Annotated in this window: 13 protein-coding genes and 1 tRNA gene; 5 read left to right on the top strand and 9 right to left on the bottom strand. The window is 66.9% G+C overall.

Annotated elements, in window-relative coordinates:
• The first annotated feature begins 2 nt into the window (after positions 1-2).
• Positions 3-431 carry a 4-oxalocrotonate tautomerase family protein gene (locus XH93_RS24695; RefSeq protein WP_194469484.1) on the top strand — a complete coding sequence of 143 codons (429 nt, stop codon included), beginning with the start codon at positions 3-5 and terminating at the stop codon, positions 429-431.
• 16 nt (positions 432-447) lie between these two features.
• Here the strand turns inward: XH93_RS24695 and XH93_RS24690 are convergent, their stop codons facing one another.
• A complete protein-coding gene (locus tag XH93_RS24690) occupies positions 448-1,110 on the bottom strand; it encodes a GDSL-type esterase/lipase family protein (protein ID WP_194469483.1) in 663 nt (220 codons plus the stop codon).
• A gap of 4 nt (positions 1,111-1,114) precedes the next feature.
• A complete protein-coding gene (lipB, locus tag XH93_RS24685) occupies positions 1,115-1,846 on the bottom strand; it encodes a lipoyl(octanoyl) transferase LipB (protein ID WP_194469482.1) in 732 nt (243 codons plus the stop codon).
• A 61-nt stretch (positions 1,847-1,907) separates the two neighbouring features.
• Here lipB and XH93_RS24680 point away from each other — a divergent pair, with 61 nt between their 5' ends.
• Positions 1,908-2,153, top strand: coding sequence for a FliM/FliN family flagellar motor switch protein (locus XH93_RS24680; protein WP_139484458.1), 246 nt, complete (start codon positions 1,908-1,910; stop codon positions 2,151-2,153).
• Between the two features lie 108 nt (positions 2,154-2,261).
• A tRNA-Leu gene (locus XH93_RS24675) sits at positions 2,262-2,346 on the top strand.
• A 54-nt stretch (positions 2,347-2,400) separates the two neighbouring features.
• Here XH93_RS24675 and XH93_RS24670 read toward each other — a convergent pair.
• The 5 genes from XH93_RS24670 to XH93_RS24650 are packed head-to-tail and all read right to left on the bottom strand — an operon-like array spanning position 2,401 to position 12,939.
• Entirely contained in the window at positions 2,401-4,473 is a 2,073-nt protein-coding gene (locus XH93_RS24670) for an SWIM zinc finger family protein (protein ID WP_194469481.1), read from the bottom strand.
• Positions 4,474-4,480: 7 nt separating this feature from the next.
• Complete coding sequence (locus XH93_RS24665) at positions 4,481-5,641, bottom strand: VWA domain-containing protein (RefSeq protein WP_194469480.1); 1,161 nt, start codon at positions 5,639-5,641, stop codon at positions 4,481-4,483.
• Positions 5,638-8,055 (bottom strand): DUF5682 family protein, encoded by a 2,418-nt coding sequence (locus XH93_RS24660; protein WP_194469479.1) that lies wholly within the window; start codon positions 8,053-8,055, stop codon positions 5,638-5,640. Before XH93_RS24660 ends, XH93_RS24665 begins: the two co-directional genes overlap by 4 nt.
• A gap of 10 nt (positions 8,056-8,065) precedes the next feature.
• Complete coding sequence (locus XH93_RS24655; RefSeq protein ID WP_194469478.1) at positions 8,066-9,169, bottom strand: AAA family ATPase; 1,104 nt, start codon at positions 9,167-9,169, stop codon at positions 8,066-8,068.
• The gene (locus XH93_RS24650; protein WP_194469477.1) at positions 9,169-12,939 is read right to left on the bottom strand and encodes a DUF4132 domain-containing protein; all 3,771 of its coding nucleotides are present in this window, start codon (positions 12,937-12,939) and stop codon (positions 9,169-9,171) included. Before XH93_RS24650 ends, XH93_RS24655 begins: the two co-directional genes overlap by 1 nt.
• A 592-nt stretch (positions 12,940-13,531) precedes the next feature.
• Between XH93_RS24650 and XH93_RS24645 the strand changes: the two genes are divergently transcribed.
• Complete coding sequence (locus XH93_RS24645; protein ID WP_194469476.1) at positions 13,532-13,906, top strand: hypothetical protein; 375 nt, start codon at positions 13,532-13,534, stop codon at positions 13,904-13,906.
• Positions 13,907-13,909: 3 nt separating this feature from the next.
• Here XH93_RS24645 and XH93_RS24640 read toward each other — a convergent pair whose 3' ends face one another.
• Positions 13,910-15,283: a polysaccharide deacetylase family protein gene (locus tag XH93_RS24640; protein ID WP_194469475.1), complete on the bottom strand. Its 1,374-nt coding sequence runs from the start codon at positions 15,281-15,283 to the stop codon at positions 13,910-13,912.
• Between the two features lie 96 nt (positions 15,284-15,379).
• Positions 15,380-16,195, bottom strand: a complete 816-nt coding sequence (locus XH93_RS24635) for a polysaccharide deacetylase family protein (protein ID WP_194469474.1) — start codon at positions 16,193-16,195, stop codon at positions 15,380-15,382.
• A gap of 84 nt (positions 16,196-16,279) precedes the next feature.
• Between XH93_RS24635 and mgtE the strand changes: the two genes are divergently transcribed.
• The gene (gene mgtE / locus XH93_RS24630; protein ID WP_139482334.1) at positions 16,280-17,698 is read left to right on the top strand and encodes a magnesium transporter; all 1,419 of its coding nucleotides are present in this window, start codon (positions 16,280-16,282) and stop codon (positions 17,696-17,698) included.
• Positions 17,699-17,761: the final 63 nt, after the last annotated feature.

Below are 17,761 nucleotides of genomic sequence, written 5' to 3'. Positions count from 1 at the left end.
CCATGCCCCTCATCACCGTCACCTACGCCACCTCGCGCCAGACGCCGTCGCTGAAGTCCGACATCGCCGCAGCCGTCTCGGAGCTCACCGCAAAGATCCTGCACAAGGATGCCAAGGTCACCGCGATCATCGTGAAGTCGGCCGATGCCGCCGACTGGTTTGCCGGCGGCAAGTCGCTCGCCGAGCAGAACCTCGCGAGCTATTGGCTCGACATTCACGTCACCGAAGGCACCAACACCAAGGACGAGAAGGCGGCCTATCTCGCTGCGCTGTTTCAGCGGATGGGCGAGTTGCTCGGCCCGCTGCACAACGAGAGCTACGCCCATGTCGACGAGGTCAAGGGCGACGCCTACGGCTTCGGCGGCCTCGCCCAGGAGCGCCGCTACATCGCCGGCAAGCTCGAGGTCGCGCCGCAGAAGGCAGCGGCCTGATCGCCGGCCGCGTGTCTCACGGGCACTGCCCGTTGATCGCGCTCTCGATCGTCCCGGTCCAGGCGGCATAGCCATCGGCGCTGAGGTGGATGCCGTCCTCGACCTGCGCCTTCGCCGGCGTGTTCAGCGTGCCGACATCGATCAGCGCAAGCGACCGATCGCGGGCGGTCTGCCGGATCACTCGGTCGACGTCGGCGAAGCGCGCGCGGTCGATGGCATTGGCCAGCACGCCGGTTTCGGCAATCGGCGCCAGCGACACGACGAACACCTTGGCGCCGTGCGCGCCGGCCCGCTGCACGATCTCCTGATAGGTCTCGGCGAACGGGCGGCGGTCGACCACCAGGCTGTCATTGACACCGACTGAGACCACGACAATGGCCGGGGCAAACCCGGCGCGGTCGAACTCCTTCAGCAACTGCAGCACGCCGCTCGCGACCGCGCCGGCATAGCCGGCGTTGAAAACTGGCCGACCGCAGAGCGCAGGGGAAAAGCTCGCGCTCTCGACGAGGCTGTCGCCGACGAACGCGATCGCTTTGTCGGTGCCATGACGCGCCATGAAATCTTGCACGCGCCGCATTGTTGCGTCCTGTCGGAGCTTTTCGACCGGCGTTTCCAGCAGCTGATACGCCAAGGTAGCCGCGGCCAGCGCGACGAACGCCACCAGCACCCACTTGCGCATCAGGTCACAGCGCTTCTTGTTTGCGCGTCGCGGTCGCGCCAGCCCCGAACACCTCGGCAAACGCCTGTCGGAGCGCGATGTCGACGTCGGCCATGGTGACGGGCAGCCCGAGATCGACCAGCGAGGTGACGCCGTAGCGCGGATCGACCACGCCGCAGGGTACGATGGCCTGGAAGTGCGACAGGTCAGGCTCGACATTGATCGCGATGCCGTGGAACGAGACCCAACGCCGCAGCCGGACGCCGATCGCGGCGATCTTGTCCTCGTGGCCCGGACCCTTGTCGGGGCGCTTGACCCAGACCCCGACGCGATCCTCGCGGCGCTCGCCGCGGACGTTGAAAGCGTCGAGCGTCCGGATGATCCATTCTTCCAGCGAGGCGACATAGGCGCGCACGTCGGGCCGCCGCCGCTTGAGGTCGAGCATCACATAGGCGACCCGCTGGCCGGGGCCGTGATAGGTGACCTGGCCGCCGCGGCCGCTCTGGAAGGTCGGAAACCGCGGATCGAGCAGATCGCCGGCTTTGCCGCTGGTGCCGGAGGTGTAGAGCGGCGGGTGCTCCAGCAGCCAGACCAATTCGGGCGCCGAGCCGGCCGCAATCGCCGCCACCCGTGCGTCCATCTCGGCGAGGGAATCGGGGTAGGGCACCGGTACGTCCGAAATCCGCCATTCGACCGCGTCGCCGCCCGGCGGGCGCGCAAATCGTGTCAAATCAAGGCTTTGGCGGTCGTTAACCATTGGCTAACCCTAACGTGGTCAGGTGAATCCACAAGTTAGTTCCCCGGTTGGCGGTTCAGAAGTGGCGACCCTCGATAAAGTCAGCGTCGATCTCATGGTGGTCCTCGGCACGACCACAATGCCGATTCACCAAGTGATGCGGCTGTCCCGTGGCGCCATCATCGAACTGGACGCCACCGAGGCCGACGAGGTCAAGATCCTCGCCAATAACCTGCCGATCGCCAGCGGCGTCGTCCTGGTCGACCGCAACCGGATTGCGGTCGAGGTCAAGCAAATGCTGCCGAAATCCCCGGGTGTCCGCAGTTAATTTGCTCATCAATCGCCTTGTCCCGGCATCCGTGATTTGTTACATCGCGCCGTCGATCCGGCGGCGCCCCAAAGGTTCCATCCAAAGGGCTCCATCCGGCATCCCAAAGCGCTCGTGGCGGAATTGGTAGACGCGCTGCCTTGAGGTGGCAGTGGGTAACACCGTGGGGGTTCGAGTCCCTCCGAGCGCACCATAAATCTCCCCTCTATTGAAATCATTCGGGTTTTGGCGGCGGGCTGCGGCCGGATCACGTCCACACCTGAAGCCGGCCGGTAAAACTTTGCAGCGTGAACAGGCCTTGGGCGGCGGCGAGTGCGGCCGCGGAGGTGTCGCGGTCACCGTTTGCGGCTGTCCGCGCGAACAGCTGGGCGAGCGGCCCCAGCGACGCCAGCTGGTAGGTTCCTGCCAGCGGCGCCAGCAACCGCTCGCGCGCTGTGGTGTGCAGGCCGGCTTCCGCGAATCCGATCAAGGCATCGACACCGCCTTGCAGGAGCAGCGACGTCTGGCGCACGGTGGCGTCGGCCGGTGGCGGCGGGGCGAACTGGGCGACGGTGCGGCGCAGGCCGGCCATGATGCGCGAGACCACGTCGTTAGCCGGTGCGGGAGCGCGTTCGGGGAAATCGAGCAGCGTCGCGGTGTCGCCCCATAGCGCGAACGGCTCCAGCACCATTTTGCCGGCCTCGGGCCGCGCCAGCGCGACGATGGCGAATGGCCGCTTGTTGCCGGCATCGCCGAGCGCGGCCTCGAGCGCCGCGATGCGGCGCGCGCCGAGCCCGCGTCCGTCGTCGTCATGATCGAGCGTGAGGGAAATCCAGCTGCCGCTCGCATCCATCAGCGGCCAGCGCAGGCGCTGGGTCAGATCGTCGAACGCCACCGGCGCGATGCGGCTCGGCAGCAGCACGACCGGCTCGGCCGCGAGCGGCGGCGCATCGAGCGACGGCGCGAACGCGCGGGCGAGATGGTCGCCGAGCATCGGCCACGACAGATGGGCGAGGCCGGCGAGCGGCGCGCTGTGATCCTGCGCCCAGGCGGCGATTGGATCGCGGCTCGGCTTGAACGGCGCGACCTGTTCGGCGCGGCTGGTCTGCGACAGCGAGAGCCGGCCGGTCGCGGACGCCTGCGCGCCGGACAGGCGGAAGGTCGACGATGACAGCCGCGCCAGCGTGTGGCCCCACACCGCCTGAGTCCGATAGGCGTCGCGCGGATCGAAGCGGGTGTCGTGGGCGGTGCTGCGCGCGAGCGTGGCGGTGAAGTGCCGTCCCGTGGCGGGCTCGACGAAATGCCCGGTCACGCCGACTGCGCCGGTGATGGTCTCGAACATCGCGGCGCCGAGCCCGATCAGATCGACATCGCCGATCGGCTCGTATTCCGCGCGCACCGTGCCGGCCAGCCGCCGCAGCCGCGCGTCGTCCTTGGTCTGCGACAGCGCATGGAGCAGGGCATGCGCGAACGCGATCTCGCGCAAGAGCTCCACCGGATCGTGATTGACGTTGCGCAAGCGGCGCTGCTCCAGCCCCTCGGCGATCCGGCGCAGGCTGGCGGACAGCCGCGGCATCGCCTCAGCGCGGCTGGAGACCGCGAGCAGCATCAGCCGCTCTTCGAGTGCGCGCGACGGCACCGCAAAACCCTGCGCATAGGCGCGGCGCACCGAATCCTGCATCGCCGCGAGCAGCGGGCCGTCGGGTGCAAACTCCTTCGGCTCGGCGGCAGCTTCCGCGTCATCGAGCTCGATGGCCTCCTGGCCGAAATGGCGCCGCGCGGCGAGGATCGCGGCGGCATGGCCCGCGGGGCGGCGGCGCTCCGGCAGGCTTGAGGCGATCGCGCCGAACTCGCCCTGGCCGGGAATCGCGACCTCGATCTCCTCCGCCTTCGATCGCAGCACGACCTTGAGCGAGAGCTGGCCGGGCTCGACCGTTACGGCATCGGCCAGCGCGAACAGCCGCATCGCCTCGCGCAGGCCGGTTTTGCCGGCCGCGCTTTGCAGCGCCTTGCGATCGAACGCCGCAAGCCGCGCCGGCCAATCGATCTCGACGGCCGGTGCCGCCGGCTGCTCGCCACCCTGTGTCCGCAGCGCGAGCACGACCGCGATGCGGTGCCGGCAGGTGGTGGCGGCCGGGCAGCTGCAGCGCGCCTTGGCAAGCCCTTTGTCGTCGAGCCGCACCGTGGCGCCCTCGATCTTGCCGACGATCTCGTCAGCGCCGATCGTCTCGAACTGCACGTTGGCCGCATCCGTGCGCGCGCGGCGTACGATGCCCTTGGAGGTCATCGCCTCCAGCGTGGCATCATCGATCTGTGCATAGAGCGAGATGAGTTTTGTCATCGAGGCCCTAATCCATGATTCCGACCAGCCATTCGGCGAAGCGGTCGGGCGTCATCGCCGCGATCTGCATGCCGAGGCCGGCCAGCTTTTCCGCGGCCGAACGGTTGAACACCGCCTCGCCATTGGTGTCGAGCGCAGCGAGGCCGATCAGCCGGGTGCGGGCTTCCGCCAGCCGCCGGACACAGCGCAGCAACTCGGCGAGCGAGCCGCCTTCCTCGAAATCGCTGATCAGCGCGATCACGGTGCGGCTCGGGTTGACGACCAGGCTCTCGCAATAGGTCATGGCGCGGGCGATGTCGGTGCCGCCGCCGAGTTGTACCGAGAGCAAGAGATCGACGGGATCGGCAAGCTTGTCGGACATATCGACGATCGAGGTGTCAAAGGCGACGAACCTCACATCGACCGCCGGCAATCCTGCAAGGATCGAGGCCATCACGGTGGCGTGGATCAGCGAGTTCAGCATCGAGCCGCTCTGGTCGACGCACAGGATGATGGTCCAGGGCATGCGGCGCTTCTGTCGGGAGACGAAATGCAGCCGCTCGGCGATGATCGCCTTACGCTCGGGATCGAAGTGCCGCAGGTTGTCGCGGATGGTGCGACGCAGATCGAGATTGGCCGCCGAGCGCAGCCGGCCGCGGCGGAAGCGATCGCGCCGGCCCGACAGCGCGCGCTCCATCTCGGCCTTCAGTTTGCGCTTCAGATCCTCGACCACCGCATCCACCACCCGGCGGATTGCTTCGACCAGATTGCGGTCCGCCTTGCCCTTGAAGGCAAGCAGCACCTTCATCAGGTCGAGATTGGGCTGCAGCTTCTCGAGCGCAGCCGGACTGGCGAACAGGCCGGCGAGGCCGAGATCGTTCAGCGCATGGCCCTGAATGGTCTCGAACACCGAGGCCGGAAACAGCTTGCGGCTGTCGGTGAGCCAGTCGGGAATCGTGATCTGGCTCGGATCGAGCGAGCCCTTGCGGCCGCTGCCGAGCCGCAGGCCGCGCTGACGGCCGCGCTCCGCATAGATGCGTTCGAGGAGTTGATCGCGACGCCGATCCTCCGCCGACAGGCCCGAACCGCCGAGCTGGTTCTCAGCATAGCGCCCGAGCGCCATGCGCCAGCGCAGCAGGCGACGGGTTTTCTCTGCAGACAATTGCGTGGGCTTGCCGCCGGGCGTCATGGCGCGGGCTCCAGCCAGGCCGCGAGGCCGTCCGCTTGCCACTGGCTGCGCAGACGCTCGCTGAGCATGAGATGATCCGCCAGCACCCGCGCGTCCGGCACCTGCTGTAGCAGCGCCAGATCGTCTTCGCTCGCGCCGTGCGCGGACGCAACGATGGCGGCAACCTTGTCCGTCTCCTGTGGGCTGAGCTCGGCAAACGCCATGCGCAGTTGCGGCAACAGGTCGAGGAAGCCCTGGTCGTCGACCGCACCGAACAGGTCGTCGATGGCGGTGATGACGCTGCTGTCATTGACGAACAGCTGCGGTGCCAGCGCCATCACGCCCGACAGCGTGCGAATGGCGTCGCCGGGACGCTCGAATGCGCCGGCCAACGCGGCCGACAATCGCTGACCGGCCTCGGCCTCATCGATCAGGTTGACCAAAGCGGCCAGCGCAATGACGGCGCCGGTCAGCTGCGGATCGAGCTGCGCGGACATCAGACCGTGCAAGGCATCGCGCAGCGGCTGGGTCGCGAATGGCGGATCGGGATCGGCCATCGCCTCGGCCAGCGCCGCGAGACACGCGATCGCGCCGCCGACATTGTCGGCGTTGACGGCGGCAAGGTCGGGCAGCAGTTCGGCGATGCGCCGCGCCAGCCGGTCGAGCAGGGCAGGCAGGAGGTCCGCGAATGCCTTTATGGCAGCGTCGGACGGCATCGCCCTGGCCCGGCTGTTGAGGGCCTGGCCGATCACCAGCGCGTTGGTCAGGCGCAGCAGTTGCGTGTCCGCACCGACGGCGTCGCTGACGGCCGCAATCAGCGTGTCGGCGGCGCTGCCGATCCCGGCATCGAAGGCGATGCTCAGCAAATTGAACGCAGCCTCGGCATTGTTGCGCTGGCCTTCCCGTTCGAGATCTTCGAGCCTGCGGATCAGGAGTGCGGCGGCAACATTGCGGACGGTTTCGCCATCGCCGGCCCGCTCGATCAGCGCGGCCTCGACGGCAGGCGACCAGGCATAGGTCCAGGTCTCCATCAGCATGTCGGCGCGGAAGCCGTAGACGCGGTCCGGGCCCTTGACCCGCTCGGCGAAGGGCGGCGCGACCAGCCGCATCGCGTGCAGGAACCGGCTGGTCTGGCCGTGGCGCGGCTTTCGGTAGATGTCGAGCTCGCGCGTCTTGGGGATGGCGTCGTCGAGCGACAGGCCGAGCGATCGTGCCTCGCTGCGCGTGCGCTCGATCAGCGGCGGCAGCCGGCTGCCGGGCGGCAGGTCGCCGAGGCGGTCGCCCTGGAGATATGTCGTGAAGGCGGCGAGCAGCGGATGCGCCCCGACCTCGATCTCCTGCTTGATCGCCGAGGACTGCAGCGCGTCGAACAGCTCGGTTCGGCCCGGCTCGGACAGGCCGCGCAATTCGGCCAGCCGGCGCGCTGTTTCGACCATCGACTGCAGGGTCGGGAACGAGAATGCCAGCGCCGGTTCCTTCTCGATCAGATGCGCGCGAAAGCCGACCAGGATGTCTTCCGTCAGCGAGTTCTTGGCATCGTCACCGGTTCCGATCAGGCGTTGCCACACCCGCTCGTAGAAGCCCGGCAGCGGCAGGCCGGCGCCATAGCCGTTGAGCCGGTCGAGCGCGCGAAAATCGTAGCGGACGAGCCAGGCATTCGAGCGGGCAGTGGCGCCGGCCGGCCGCGGCGCATCCGCTTGTGCATCGATCAGCGCGGGCGTGTGAAAGCCGCCGGTGATGATGGCGATCGGCCCCGAGCGCGCCGCGATCGCCTCCTGGATGCAGGAACGCATCATGGCCTCGCGCGGCAGCGTCCCGTCGGCCTCCAGCTCGTCCGGGTCCGACGCGGCGCGCAGCGCGGAGCAATAGGCGCCGACGCTGGCGAAGAAGCCGCGCCAGTCGGTACCGCGGGCACGCGCCTCGAACAGGCCGTCCCACAGCGCGAGGCCGTCGCGAAAGCCGGTCCGCGCGCACATCGCCTCCACATAGGCGCCGCGATCGAACATGGTCTCGCGCATCGGCAGCAGCGGCTGGTCCCGGCGATCGCGACGGTCGGAAAGCATTGCGGGATGGCGCGACGGCAGGTCGATGAAGCGGACGGTCGAGCCAAGCTCGGTCGCTTGTTGGATCGCGACGAATTCGGGTGAATGGCGGCAGATCGGATAATAGGTGGTGCCGCCGCGGCCTTTCTCGGCCGCATCGGGCAGCGCTACCATGGCGACCGGCGGCACGACACCCGGCGCCAGCAGTTCGGTAATCAGCGGCTCGAAATCGACCGGCCCCTCGATCAGGACGGCAGAGGGGCGGATCGCGCGCAGCGCCTCGCGCAGGTGCAGCGCGCAGGCCGGCGAGTGATGACGGATCGGAAAGAAATGAAGGTTGCGCTCGGCGTCAAACAGGCGGATGGCGGTTGCAGAGGGATCGAGTACGCTCATGCCGTGAGCCTCAGCTCTCGTCCTTCATCGCTTTCACTGCGCCGAGGAAATCCGCCCACACCTTGCTGCGGCGGGCGCGCTCCTTGACGATATGGTCGACATAGGCGCGGACCTTCTTCACATCCTCCGCATTGTCCTTGACGATCACGCCCTGCAGCTGCCGGCCGATATGGGCGCCGCCGACATCGCCGTTGCCGAGAAATGCCGCCTCCAGCGCGGCCGCATGGGCGATGTTGACGGCCTCCGCGGTCGACATCACCGCCGACGGCTTTGACAGCGGCACATGATCCTTGGTCTGGCCGCGGCGCAGATCCTGGAAGGTCGTGACCAGAAGGTCGGTGACCTCGTCGGGGAAGTTCACGGAGATTTCGGCCTGGCCGAGCCGCTTGCCGACCTCCTGGCGGATCAACTCGATCTCGAGCGCCGGATCGGTCAGCGGCACCACGGTCTCGAAATTGAAGCGGCGCTTCAGCGCGCTCGACATCTCGTGCACGCCGCGGTCGCGCAGGTTGGCGGTGCCGATCACCGAAAAACCCGGCGCGGCGTAGACGCTGGCGCTCTCGCCGAGTTCGGGCACTGTCATCACTTTTTCCGACAGCACCGAGATCAGCACGTCCTGAATCTCGGGCGGGCATCGCGTCAGCTCCTCGACGCGGACGACGCGGCCGAGCCGCATCGCTTCCATCACCGGGGAGGGGACCAGCGCGCGCGGCGTCGGGCCCTCGGCGATCAGCAGCGCATAGTTCCAGCCGTAGCGGACATGGTCCTCGGTGACGCCGGTCGATCCCTGCACAGTCAGCATCGAGGAGCCGCTGATCGCGGCCGCCAGCAATTCCGACAGCATCGACTTGGCCGTGCCGGGCTCGCCGACCAGCATCAAACCTTGCTCGCTCATCAGCGCGACCAGCGCGCGTTCGACCAGCGCATCGTCGCCGTAGAATTTGCGGCGGATGGCAAGCTTGCTGTCGCCGAGAATGAAGCTGCGCACCGCGCGGGCGGAGAGTGCCCATCCCGGCGGGCGCCGGCCCTGATCGGACGCCTTGAGCGCCGCGAGCTCGTCGGAGAATCTCGCTTCGGCGCTCGGGCGCAGCTGCAACGCGTTTCGCTGTTCCATTACCAGGCCACCTTGTTGCGCCAGTCCTCGGCAAATCCGCTGCCGGCGCTCGCAATCTGATGCAGGTCGTTCCAGACTTCGCTCAAGAGCACCGGCGGCACGTCGTTGAGCGCGAGCTGCGCGCCATAGCTCGATCGACCGCCCTTGCGCGGGCGGACGAACTTGGCCGCAACCAGCGCCACAGCGCGATTTTCCTCCGGCAGCGGCGATCCCGTGAATTCGATCACGGCATTGATGCCGATGCCGCCGAACGGCTTGATGTATTGCGTGAACCAGCCGCCGTCCTCGGCCTGCGCGCGCTCATAGCCGAGTTTTTGCGCGGCGCTGCGCAGCTTGAAGGCCTCGATGATGTGGCCGGCGCGATCGTCGATCGAGATGCCGCTCGCGCTCGCCAGCACCGGGCGGTCGAGCTGGTTGAACAGCGGCTCGACCTTGTAGTCGTCGAGATGCTGTTTCCAGGCCTCGCTCTGTTCGGCCGTGAGCAGCGAACGGTGCGCCAGCTGGATGGCAACGAAGGCTTCGGGGTCGACGGCGTTGTCGCCGCTGTCGGTCAGCGACAAATCTTCGAGCGGCCGGAACGACCCGATCACGTCGCCTTGCGCATCCAGGCCAAGCCAGATCAGGCGCTGCACCAGCCGCCCGACGATCGGGTGCTCGAGCAGGAAGCGCTTCCATTCGGCGAGCTGCCAGCGCCGGCCGACGCAGAGCGCCTCGTAGAGCCGCTTGGCCTGGAATTCGTGAACCTGCTTCAATTCCTTCTTGGCGTTCGACAGCGCCTTCTTGGCTTCCGCAGCGCTTTCCTTGTCGGGGCCCTCGCTGACCTGCGGCAGGGCCTTCACCACCTTGCCGTCGGGGTTGTAGAGCGTCAGCACGTCTTCGGCGTCGAGCTTGGCCTGATAGAGGCGGGTGCCGATTTCGAGATCGAGAATGCCGCGCTCGTCGAGGCCTGCCGTCGGGATGGTGCGGTCGGCCAGTTCGTCGGTGCTCCAGCCGCGTTCGTCGGCGATCCGTTCGACCAGGGCCTGTGCCAGCAGCTGGACCGAGTTGGTGCGATGGCGGCGCGCGATCGACAGCAGCATCTGCAGCGCGGCGGCCGACGGATTGCCGCTCAGATATTCCGTGACCGCCTTGACCTGCGCGACCCGCGTGTAGTGATCGCGCATGTAGGTGCGGACCATCTGGACCGCGAAGGTGCCTTCCGCACGTGTCGCGAGCCCGAGGATGCCGCGGTCAGCGTGGGCGTTGTTGAGATAGATGCCGAGCTTCTCGGCACGCAGGTCGGCGAACGCCTTCTCATAGGTGTAGGAGCGGTAGAACTCGTTGTTCCAGCGCTTGGCATAGCCCTGATACTGGTCATAGCGCGCCTGGGCATGCGCCTTGGCGTGGGCGTTGGCTTCGTCTTCCGAGCAATGCGCGGCGTCGTAACGCAGGAAGCTGCCGAGGATATGGCGGCCGAGGGCTTCGGCGCTTTCGGGCGCGAGCTCCTCGAGCCAAAGCGAGAACAGCGTGTTGCCGCCGGGCTGCGCCAGCTTGCCGGCCAGTGCGATCCACCAGCGCGGCACGTCCGACGGAACGGTGCCGCCGCTGGCCCAGCTCAACGCGGGCAGGCTGTCGAGCGGAAACCAGGCGATATCCTTGGCCTTCTTGCCCTTGAGGCCGGCTGCGGCTTCCTTGATCAAAATCTCCGGCGAGACGTAATTGGAGATGTCGACATCGAGCCGGCGCAACGCGCCGAGGATGGCCGCGCGCACCAGCTCGGACTTCTCCTTGCCGAGCGCGGTCTTGAGCGGGTCGATGCTGCTCTTGGCGCCGATCGCGCCGAGCATCTGCGCAACGCCCGAGCGCACGTCCTGCTTGCTGTCGGACAGGAACGGCACCAGGCGCTGCTCGATGCCGTCGATGTCGAGCAATAAGGCACGCGCCGGCGCGTTGAGGGACTTCTTGGTCGACAGCGCGTGGCTCAGCACCGTGTTGAAATAGCGCGCCGGCAGTTTTGGAAACAGCCGCAGCAGCCCGAGCGCGTTCAAGGTCGGCGGTTCGCGGAAATCGGTCGCCGCCGCCTGCCCGAGCGCCTGGTCGAGCACATCGAATTGCGCCGCGAGATACGGCCAGACCGCCTCCGCGGGCAGGTCTTCGGAAATGCCGGCATTCAGCGCCTGCACCGCCAGTGTCTTCGCTTCCAGCCCCGGCTGGATCAGCGCGGCGAGGGTTCGCAGGTCGTTGCCATTGGTCAGTCGCGCATGGATCGCGCCGTGGATGGCGCCATGGCCGTTCATCAGGTTTGAGATCAACCAGATGTGGTTCCTGCTTGAAGCGGCAAGGATGGCGCGTGCGCGGCAGAGATGCCACAGCGTGAGGTCGGGACTGTTGAAGGGCGGTTCGGCCGCCGCCTCGACGCCGTAGGGCGCGAAGACTGAATAATAGCCGATCTTGGCAACCTCGGCCTCATCGATCGGACTGTCCGTGGCCAGCAGCGCGCAATATTTGTCGACGATGGCGGGATCGACTGCTTTCGGCTGCACCGGTGCAGTCCAGTTCTTGCGTTGCTCGGCCGTGGCGTTGTCGTGGCGCGCCTTCTGGTTCTCGTAGCTCTTCATCCATTGCACGTAGGCCTTGTCGAGCAGGCCGAGATATCCGGCCTTGACGCTATCCGGCAGCGGCGCTGGTCGCGGCATCGCCGCGAGCGGCGGGCAAAGCACTTCGGTGCCGTCAGCAGCGAGATAGCCGTCCGCGCCGTCGGCGCTGAGCGTGCGCGGCGCCGCTGTCGCTTCGTCGCGAACGACGGCCGATCCCATCCCCAGTTCGATGACCTTGCGGACCGTCTTGGATGTTTCCTTGGCGAGATGGTTTTCGAGCACCGGCCGCGCCGCTTCGCCCAACACCAGCGGCAGCAACTGCGCGGCCTGTGCGCGCTCCGTCGGATTGCCGTCGGCGAGGGTCTGCGTGGCGCTGGCGGCGAGCGTTTCCGGCGGAGAGGCGAGCAGGGCGTTCTGCGCCGCCTCGCGAACGGCCTTGCTCGTGGACAGCAGGTACTGCTGGTAGATGAAGTGAAAATACTCATCCCTGACCAGGTCGAACTGCTTCAGGACATGAATGACGGTGGCCTGGGACGGACGGTCATACTTTGCGAAGGCTGCCATGACGGCCTGCTTTTCGGCCGGCAGGCTATTCTTGAAATCGAACTTCGATGCGACGTCGTAATTGTGGAAGTAGTATAGGCTAGCCTTCTCGAGCACGAGCAGGTCGAGCGCAAACAGGGTTGCGTTGTCGTCCGGGTCGCGCCAGTTCAGGACGGCGTTGAGATCGGCGCGCGGCTTCTGCTCCGATCCATACGAGAGATAGGCCCGGAGCCACGTCGGGCTCGGTCCCTCGTGGCCGTAGAGGCCATAGCGCGATCCTTTCTGAGGCGCGGTGATGACCTCGAAATAGCGACGCATCCAGGTCGCTTCTGGTCCGTGCTGGCGCTTGAGAACATTGCTGCGGGCGAGGGCCGCCTTCTGTACCGCAGCCTGCGTTGCCGCGTTGCCGGTGTGTGCGTAGGAGCTGAGTGCCGTCTGGACGGCGTTCGCCTGTTGCTCGAGTTGCAGCAGCACGGAACTGTGCTCGCCGTTGAGGACATAGGCGATGGTGCGCTGTGCAAGGTCCGGGCTGATCGTCTCCAGCCGTCTGAGATCAGTCGCGATATCTGCCGCTGTGGCCCTGTCGGCGTCCGTGGCGCGCCGTGCCGCCGATTTGCCGATGCCGATCACCGATTTGATGAAATCAAACATAGGTGCAATCTGGATTTAGAAAAGGGATCCTGCCATCGCCGACGTCGGCGTGGCGCGCAATCGGAGAGGAGTCATCACGTCATGGTAGCGTCCGTAGATCACGGCTGCACGAACGGGTACGCAACTTGGCCGGCGGAACGCGGCGGGAGCCGCATGCCGCGATAGCATCGGAGGCAGCAGTATCGTCTAAAGAACATGGCTCAATTCCGATCCGAGGCTTTAGGAACATCGCAACGCTCCTGACGCTTGTTCGCAATGATCCGGCTTCGATGGCCGGCTTGGCGCTGGCGCCGGCGTTGGAAAACGCATATAGCCGAGCGGTGCATCGGCGCTTGTCTGCCTCGGCAAGCTGTTGAAGTTGCTGATCTCTTCTCTCGCCCTCGAACACGCCACCAATCCCGCTACCATTTGGTCCGTCCGACCAGGCCCGAACAGAACGCCGCTACCCGCGCGTTTTGGGGAGGGCAATGCCGTCTCGCAACACCGGTCGCGTAGTTTGTCGGATGCAGGGGCTTGCCGGTTCGGCGCTGCCGGCCGCAAGCACCTGTTTTCCCGATCGCCGCGCCGAATGCCTGTCCACCCGGAGCGCCCGATGACGCTGCTGAGCTATGCCTACCGTATCGTCTCCAATTTCGTGTTCCTGGGGCTGGTCTACTTCACGCTGAACGTGCTGGGGCAATATTCGCAGCGCGCCACCGTCGCGATCCTGCTGCTGGTTTATGCGGCGATGCATGCATTCTCCGCGGTGCGCTCCTTCTATTTCTTCCAGCGCATCGAGCGGCTGGAGGGCGAGACGCGCCGGCTGGCGTCGGCCGCGGGCGAGGGGCCCAATTCGGCGGCATCGCGCAAGCAGATCGTCGCCGATGTCACCGGGCTCAGGCATGCCGGCGAGATCAAATCCTATATCGACCTGCTCTTCCTGGCGCTGGTGATCCTGCTCTGCATCGCCAAGATCGTCACCAATTAGAGTCTAGTCGGCCACGCGTTTGGCGATCGCGGATGCTTCTGCACGCGGCGCGCGCTTGGCGATATGGAGTGGACGGCCGTTCGGCTTCGGCTGCGCGGCAGGTTGAGCGTCCGCATGGCCCTTGCCGTGGGCCGCGGCGGGCGCGTGATGCGCGGCCTGCTTCGGATGCCTCGCCTGGCGCGCGGAGATCGCCTGCGCGCGCGGCGCCGAGCTGGCTGCCGCATCGGGCGCGCGCTGGGCGAGCTTGCGGCCGGCAGGCGAGCGCGCTGCGAGCAGCGTCAGGCCGAGCGCTTCGGGAACGCGAAACACGTCAGCGGCCGGAATCGGCAATGTCGCCACCGGCGCCAGCTGGGCGGGCCGCGGCTGCGGCCACAGCGTCCGCCGAACCGGGGCGAGGCGGGTCCGCTGCGCGTGGTCGAGCATCTCGGCGTCGCGCCAATCCAGGTCGGCGAGCACCGGCGCCGGCAGCGTCCGCGTCTCGGTGAAGACGAAATTCGGTACCCTCGGCCAGCGCGAGATCGCCACCGTCTCCGACGGCGGATGCAGGTACCATTGCTGCGGCTCGGTCGGCGTCGCCGGACGATCGGCCGTCGCCGGCACGACGTGGACGATGCGATAGCCGCGCTCCTTCAGCGTGGCCAGGATCCGCGGCAGCGCCGCGACGGTGCGCGGCTGAATGTCGTGCAGCAGCAAGATGCCCTTGCGCTTGGCCTCGATGCGCTGAATCGCGAGGTCATAGACCCGCTGCGGCGAGACGTGGCGCCAGTCGTCGGCCGGGAAGTCGGCGCTCCAGGTCTGTATGCCCTGTGAGGCCAGGTAATTCTCGACGATCTCGGCACGCATCAATCCGGGGATTCGGAAGAACGGCGCAAGCTTGCTCTTGTCGCCGTTCAGCGCGGCCAGGGTCGAGGCGATGCCGTCGTCGATTTCCTGCCGGGCCCGCTCGAGCGGCATCCGGTCCATGGTCAGCGGATGGTGTTGGCTGTGGGTGCCGACGGTGTGCCCGGCCGCGATCAGCTTGCGCACGCCTTCGGGGTTGGCGTTGGCCTGGCTGCCGATGATGAAGAAGGTCGCCTTGACGCATTGGCTGGCAAGGATCGCCAGCACCTGGTTGGAGTATTTCGGCAGCGGTCCGTCGTCGAAGGTCAGCACCACCTCGTGATCGGCCAGCGGCAGCGTCTCGCGATACTGCATGGTGCCGATCCGCGGATGCTCCCTGGGATCGACCACCAGGGTCCGCGAGGTGCCGAGCGCGTTGGGGTCCTGGCAATCCGCGGCGCGGGCGCCCTGCGGCGTCATGAAGCAGCAGCTGAGCAGCGCCGCGCCGATCACGGTCAGCGACCGCTTCCGGATAGTCGTCAGGACGTTCGCAATCATCGATCTCGGCCGCATTCCAAACGCACTGACGAATCCCTTAAGCGTGGCGCCATGAATGCCGCCTTAACGGTCTGTAATCCAGCCCCTATTCCGGGTTCAACGTGTCCGGTCCGACACGGTTTTCATCGCCGCCGGGACGATGTGGACGACATGGTAATTGTGCTCCTGCAGATACCTTAAAAAGGCCGGCAGCATCTCGGCGGTCCGCATTTGCGGGTCATGCAGCAGGATAATTCCCTTGCGGGCGGCCTCGAGCCGTCCGGTGAGCAGCTTGAGCTCCTCGTCGGGCGTCATCCTGACCCAGTCGCTGGCCCAGAAATCGGCCCCGAACACCGCAATACCGCGCTTTTCGAGGTGATTCAGCAGCTCGGGCGTCGACTCGAAATAGGGGAACCGGAAGAACGGCGTGGCCGGGATCGTGCTCGCGGTCCCGCGCAGGGCCATCCCGACCGCCTCGATCCCCCGATTGATGTTGGCTTCGGCCTGTTCCGCCGAGAGCTTGTTGAGATGCGGATGATCCCAGGTGTGATAGCCGATGGTGTGGCCGAGGCGCACGACCTTGCGGACCATATCGGGATGATCAGCCGCGTTGCGGCCGACCATGAAGAAGGTGGCGCGGACGCATTCGGCCGCCAGCGCCGTCAGCACCTTGTCGGTGACGACAGGCGTCGGCCCGTCGTCGAAGGTCAGCACCACCTCGCGATCGCGCAGCGGCAGGGTCTGCGGAAAGCTCTTCAGCCCGACCCGCGGATAGGTCGCAGGATCGACCTCGAGCACCCGCGCGGTGCCGAGCGCGTCCTTGCGTTGGCACTCGGCGGCCTGCGCCGGGGCGATCAGCGCAGCCGGCGCCAGGGCGACCAGCGTCGCGATGGCGCTCAAGATCGACCGTGGTCCGCTCGACATCTTTCTCATTGCGCAGGGCCCCGCCGGTTCGGTAATCCGGTCCGCACTAATCAGACCAGTTTTTCCCCTCCTGTCAAACCTTCGAGACGCGGCATGGCCGAGGAAATCGACGTTGCCCGATCTGCCGAGACCCTGCTCGACCGCACCCCGATGCGGGACGAGGAGGGCCAGCTCCGCCACGAATTCGTCGCGGCGATCACCAGCGCGATCCACGCCGCCGACCGGCCGCTGCTGTGCGAGGTGGTGGCGGAACTGCACAAGGCCGACCTCGGCGACCTGATCGCGGCGCTGGAGCCCGAGGACCGCGTCACCCTGGTCGAGATAACAGGTGCGGATTTCGACTTCTCGGCGCTCAACGAGGTCGACGAGGCGGTCCGCGAGGAGATCCTCGAGGAACTCGAGCCGGAGACGGTCGCCGAGGGCGTCCGCGAGCTCGAATCCGACGACGCCGTCGAGCTGCTCCAGAGTCTCAACGAGGAGGACCAGGAAGAGATCCTGGAGAAGCTGCCGGCGGCCGAGCGCGAGGACATCGAGCGCAGCCTGCTGTATCCGGAAAACTCCGCCGGCCGGCGGATGCAGACCAAGTTCATCGCGGTCGCCCCGGATTGGACCGTCGGTCAGGCGATCGACTACATGCGCGACACGCCCGATCTGCCGGATCGATTCTACGAAATCTACGTGGTCGACGCCGACAAGCACTGGCTGGGCGCGGTTCCGCTCGACGTGCTGCTGCGCGCGCGCCGCCCGGTTCCGATCACCGACCTGGTCGACGAGGACCGCCGCCGCGTCTCCGCGCTGGAGGACCAGGAGCAGGTGGCGCGGATGTTCGGCAAGTACAATCTGGTCGCAGCCCCCGTGGTCGACACCACCGATCGCCTGGTCGGCGTCATCACCATCGACGACGTCGTCGACGTGATCGAGGAGGAGGCCGACGAGGACCTCAAGGCGCTCGGCGGCGTCACCCATCCCGAAGAGCTCTCCGACACGGTCTGGACCATCGCCCGCGGCCGCTTCAATTGGCTCTTGGTCAACCTCGCCACCGCGTTCCTGGCTTCCTCGGTGCTCGGTCTGTTCGAGGGCCAGCTCGAGAAGATGGTGGCGCTCGCGGTGCTGGCGCCGATCGTGGCGAGCCAGGGCGGCAATGCCGCGACCCAGACCATGACGGTCGCGGTGCGCGCGCTCGCCACCCGCGAGCTCGGCTCATTCAATGCGCTGCGCGTGGTGCTGCGCGAGACCATGGTCGGGCTGGTCAACGGCATCGCGTTTGCCGTCATCACCGGGATTGCCGCGGTGGCCTGGTTCAAGATCCCGGGCCTTGGCCTCGTCATCGGCCTTGCGATCATCTGCAACCTGGTCGCCGGCGCGCTCGGCGGCATCCTGATTCCGATGGTGCTGGAGCGGGTGCGGGCCGATCCTGCGGTGGCCTCCGGCACCTTCGTCACCACGGTCACCGACGTGGTCGGGTTCTTCTCCTTCCTCGGCATCGCGACGCTGTGGTTCGGGCTGAAGTAGCGCAGCGTTTTCGAGCGAAGTGACGCCCGGTTCGCGGGAAGAAAACGCGTCAGACGAGAGCAG

Origin of the sequence: Bradyrhizobium sp. CCBAU 51753 (assembly GCF_015291565.1) — a bacterium.
GTDB classification, from domain to species: Bacteria; Pseudomonadota; Alphaproteobacteria; order Rhizobiales; family Xanthobacteraceae; genus Bradyrhizobium; species Bradyrhizobium ivorense.
The sequence above is the reverse complement of the archived record's forward strand: the minus strand, read 5'-3'. Positions and strand labels throughout refer to the sequence as shown.

Coding starts and splice junctions, on each gene's coding strand:
- XH93_RS24695 (WP_194469484.1), top strand. CDS start 3: ATGCCCCTCATCACCGTCACCTACGCCACCTCGCGCCAGACGCCGTCG.
- XH93_RS24690 (WP_194469483.1), bottom strand. CDS start 1,110: ATGCGCAAGTGGGTGCTGGTGGCGTTCGTCGCGCTGGCCGCGGCTACC.
- lipB (WP_194469482.1), bottom strand. CDS start 1,846: ATGGTTAACGACCGCCAAAGCCTTGATTTGACACGATTTGCGCGCCCG.
- XH93_RS24670 (WP_194469481.1), bottom strand. CDS start 4,473: ATGACAAAACTCATCTCGCTCTATGCACAGATCGATGATGCCACGCTG.
- XH93_RS24665 (WP_194469480.1), bottom strand. CDS start 5,641: ATGACGCCCGGCGGCAAGCCCACGCAATTGTCTGCAGAGAAAACCCGT.
- XH93_RS24660 (WP_194469479.1), bottom strand. CDS start 8,055: ATGAGCGTACTCGATCCCTCTGCAACCGCCATCCGCCTGTTTGACGCC.
- XH93_RS24655 (WP_194469478.1), bottom strand. CDS start 9,169: ATGGAACAGCGAAACGCGTTGCAGCTGCGCCCGAGCGCCGAAGCGAGA.
- XH93_RS24650 (WP_194469477.1), bottom strand. CDS start 12,939: ATGTTTGATTTCATCAAATCGGTGATCGGCATCGGCAAATCGGCGGCA.
- XH93_RS24645 (WP_194469476.1), top strand. CDS start 13,532: ATGACGCTGCTGAGCTATGCCTACCGTATCGTCTCCAATTTCGTGTTC.
- XH93_RS24640 (WP_194469475.1), bottom strand. CDS start 15,283: ATGATTGCGAACGTCCTGACGACTATCCGGAAGCGGTCGCTGACCGTG.
- XH93_RS24635 (WP_194469474.1), bottom strand. CDS start 16,195: ATGAGAAAGATGTCGAGCGGACCACGGTCGATCTTGAGCGCCATCGCG.
- mgtE (WP_139482334.1), top strand. CDS start 16,280: ATGGCCGAGGAAATCGACGTTGCCCGATCTGCCGAGACCCTGCTCGAC.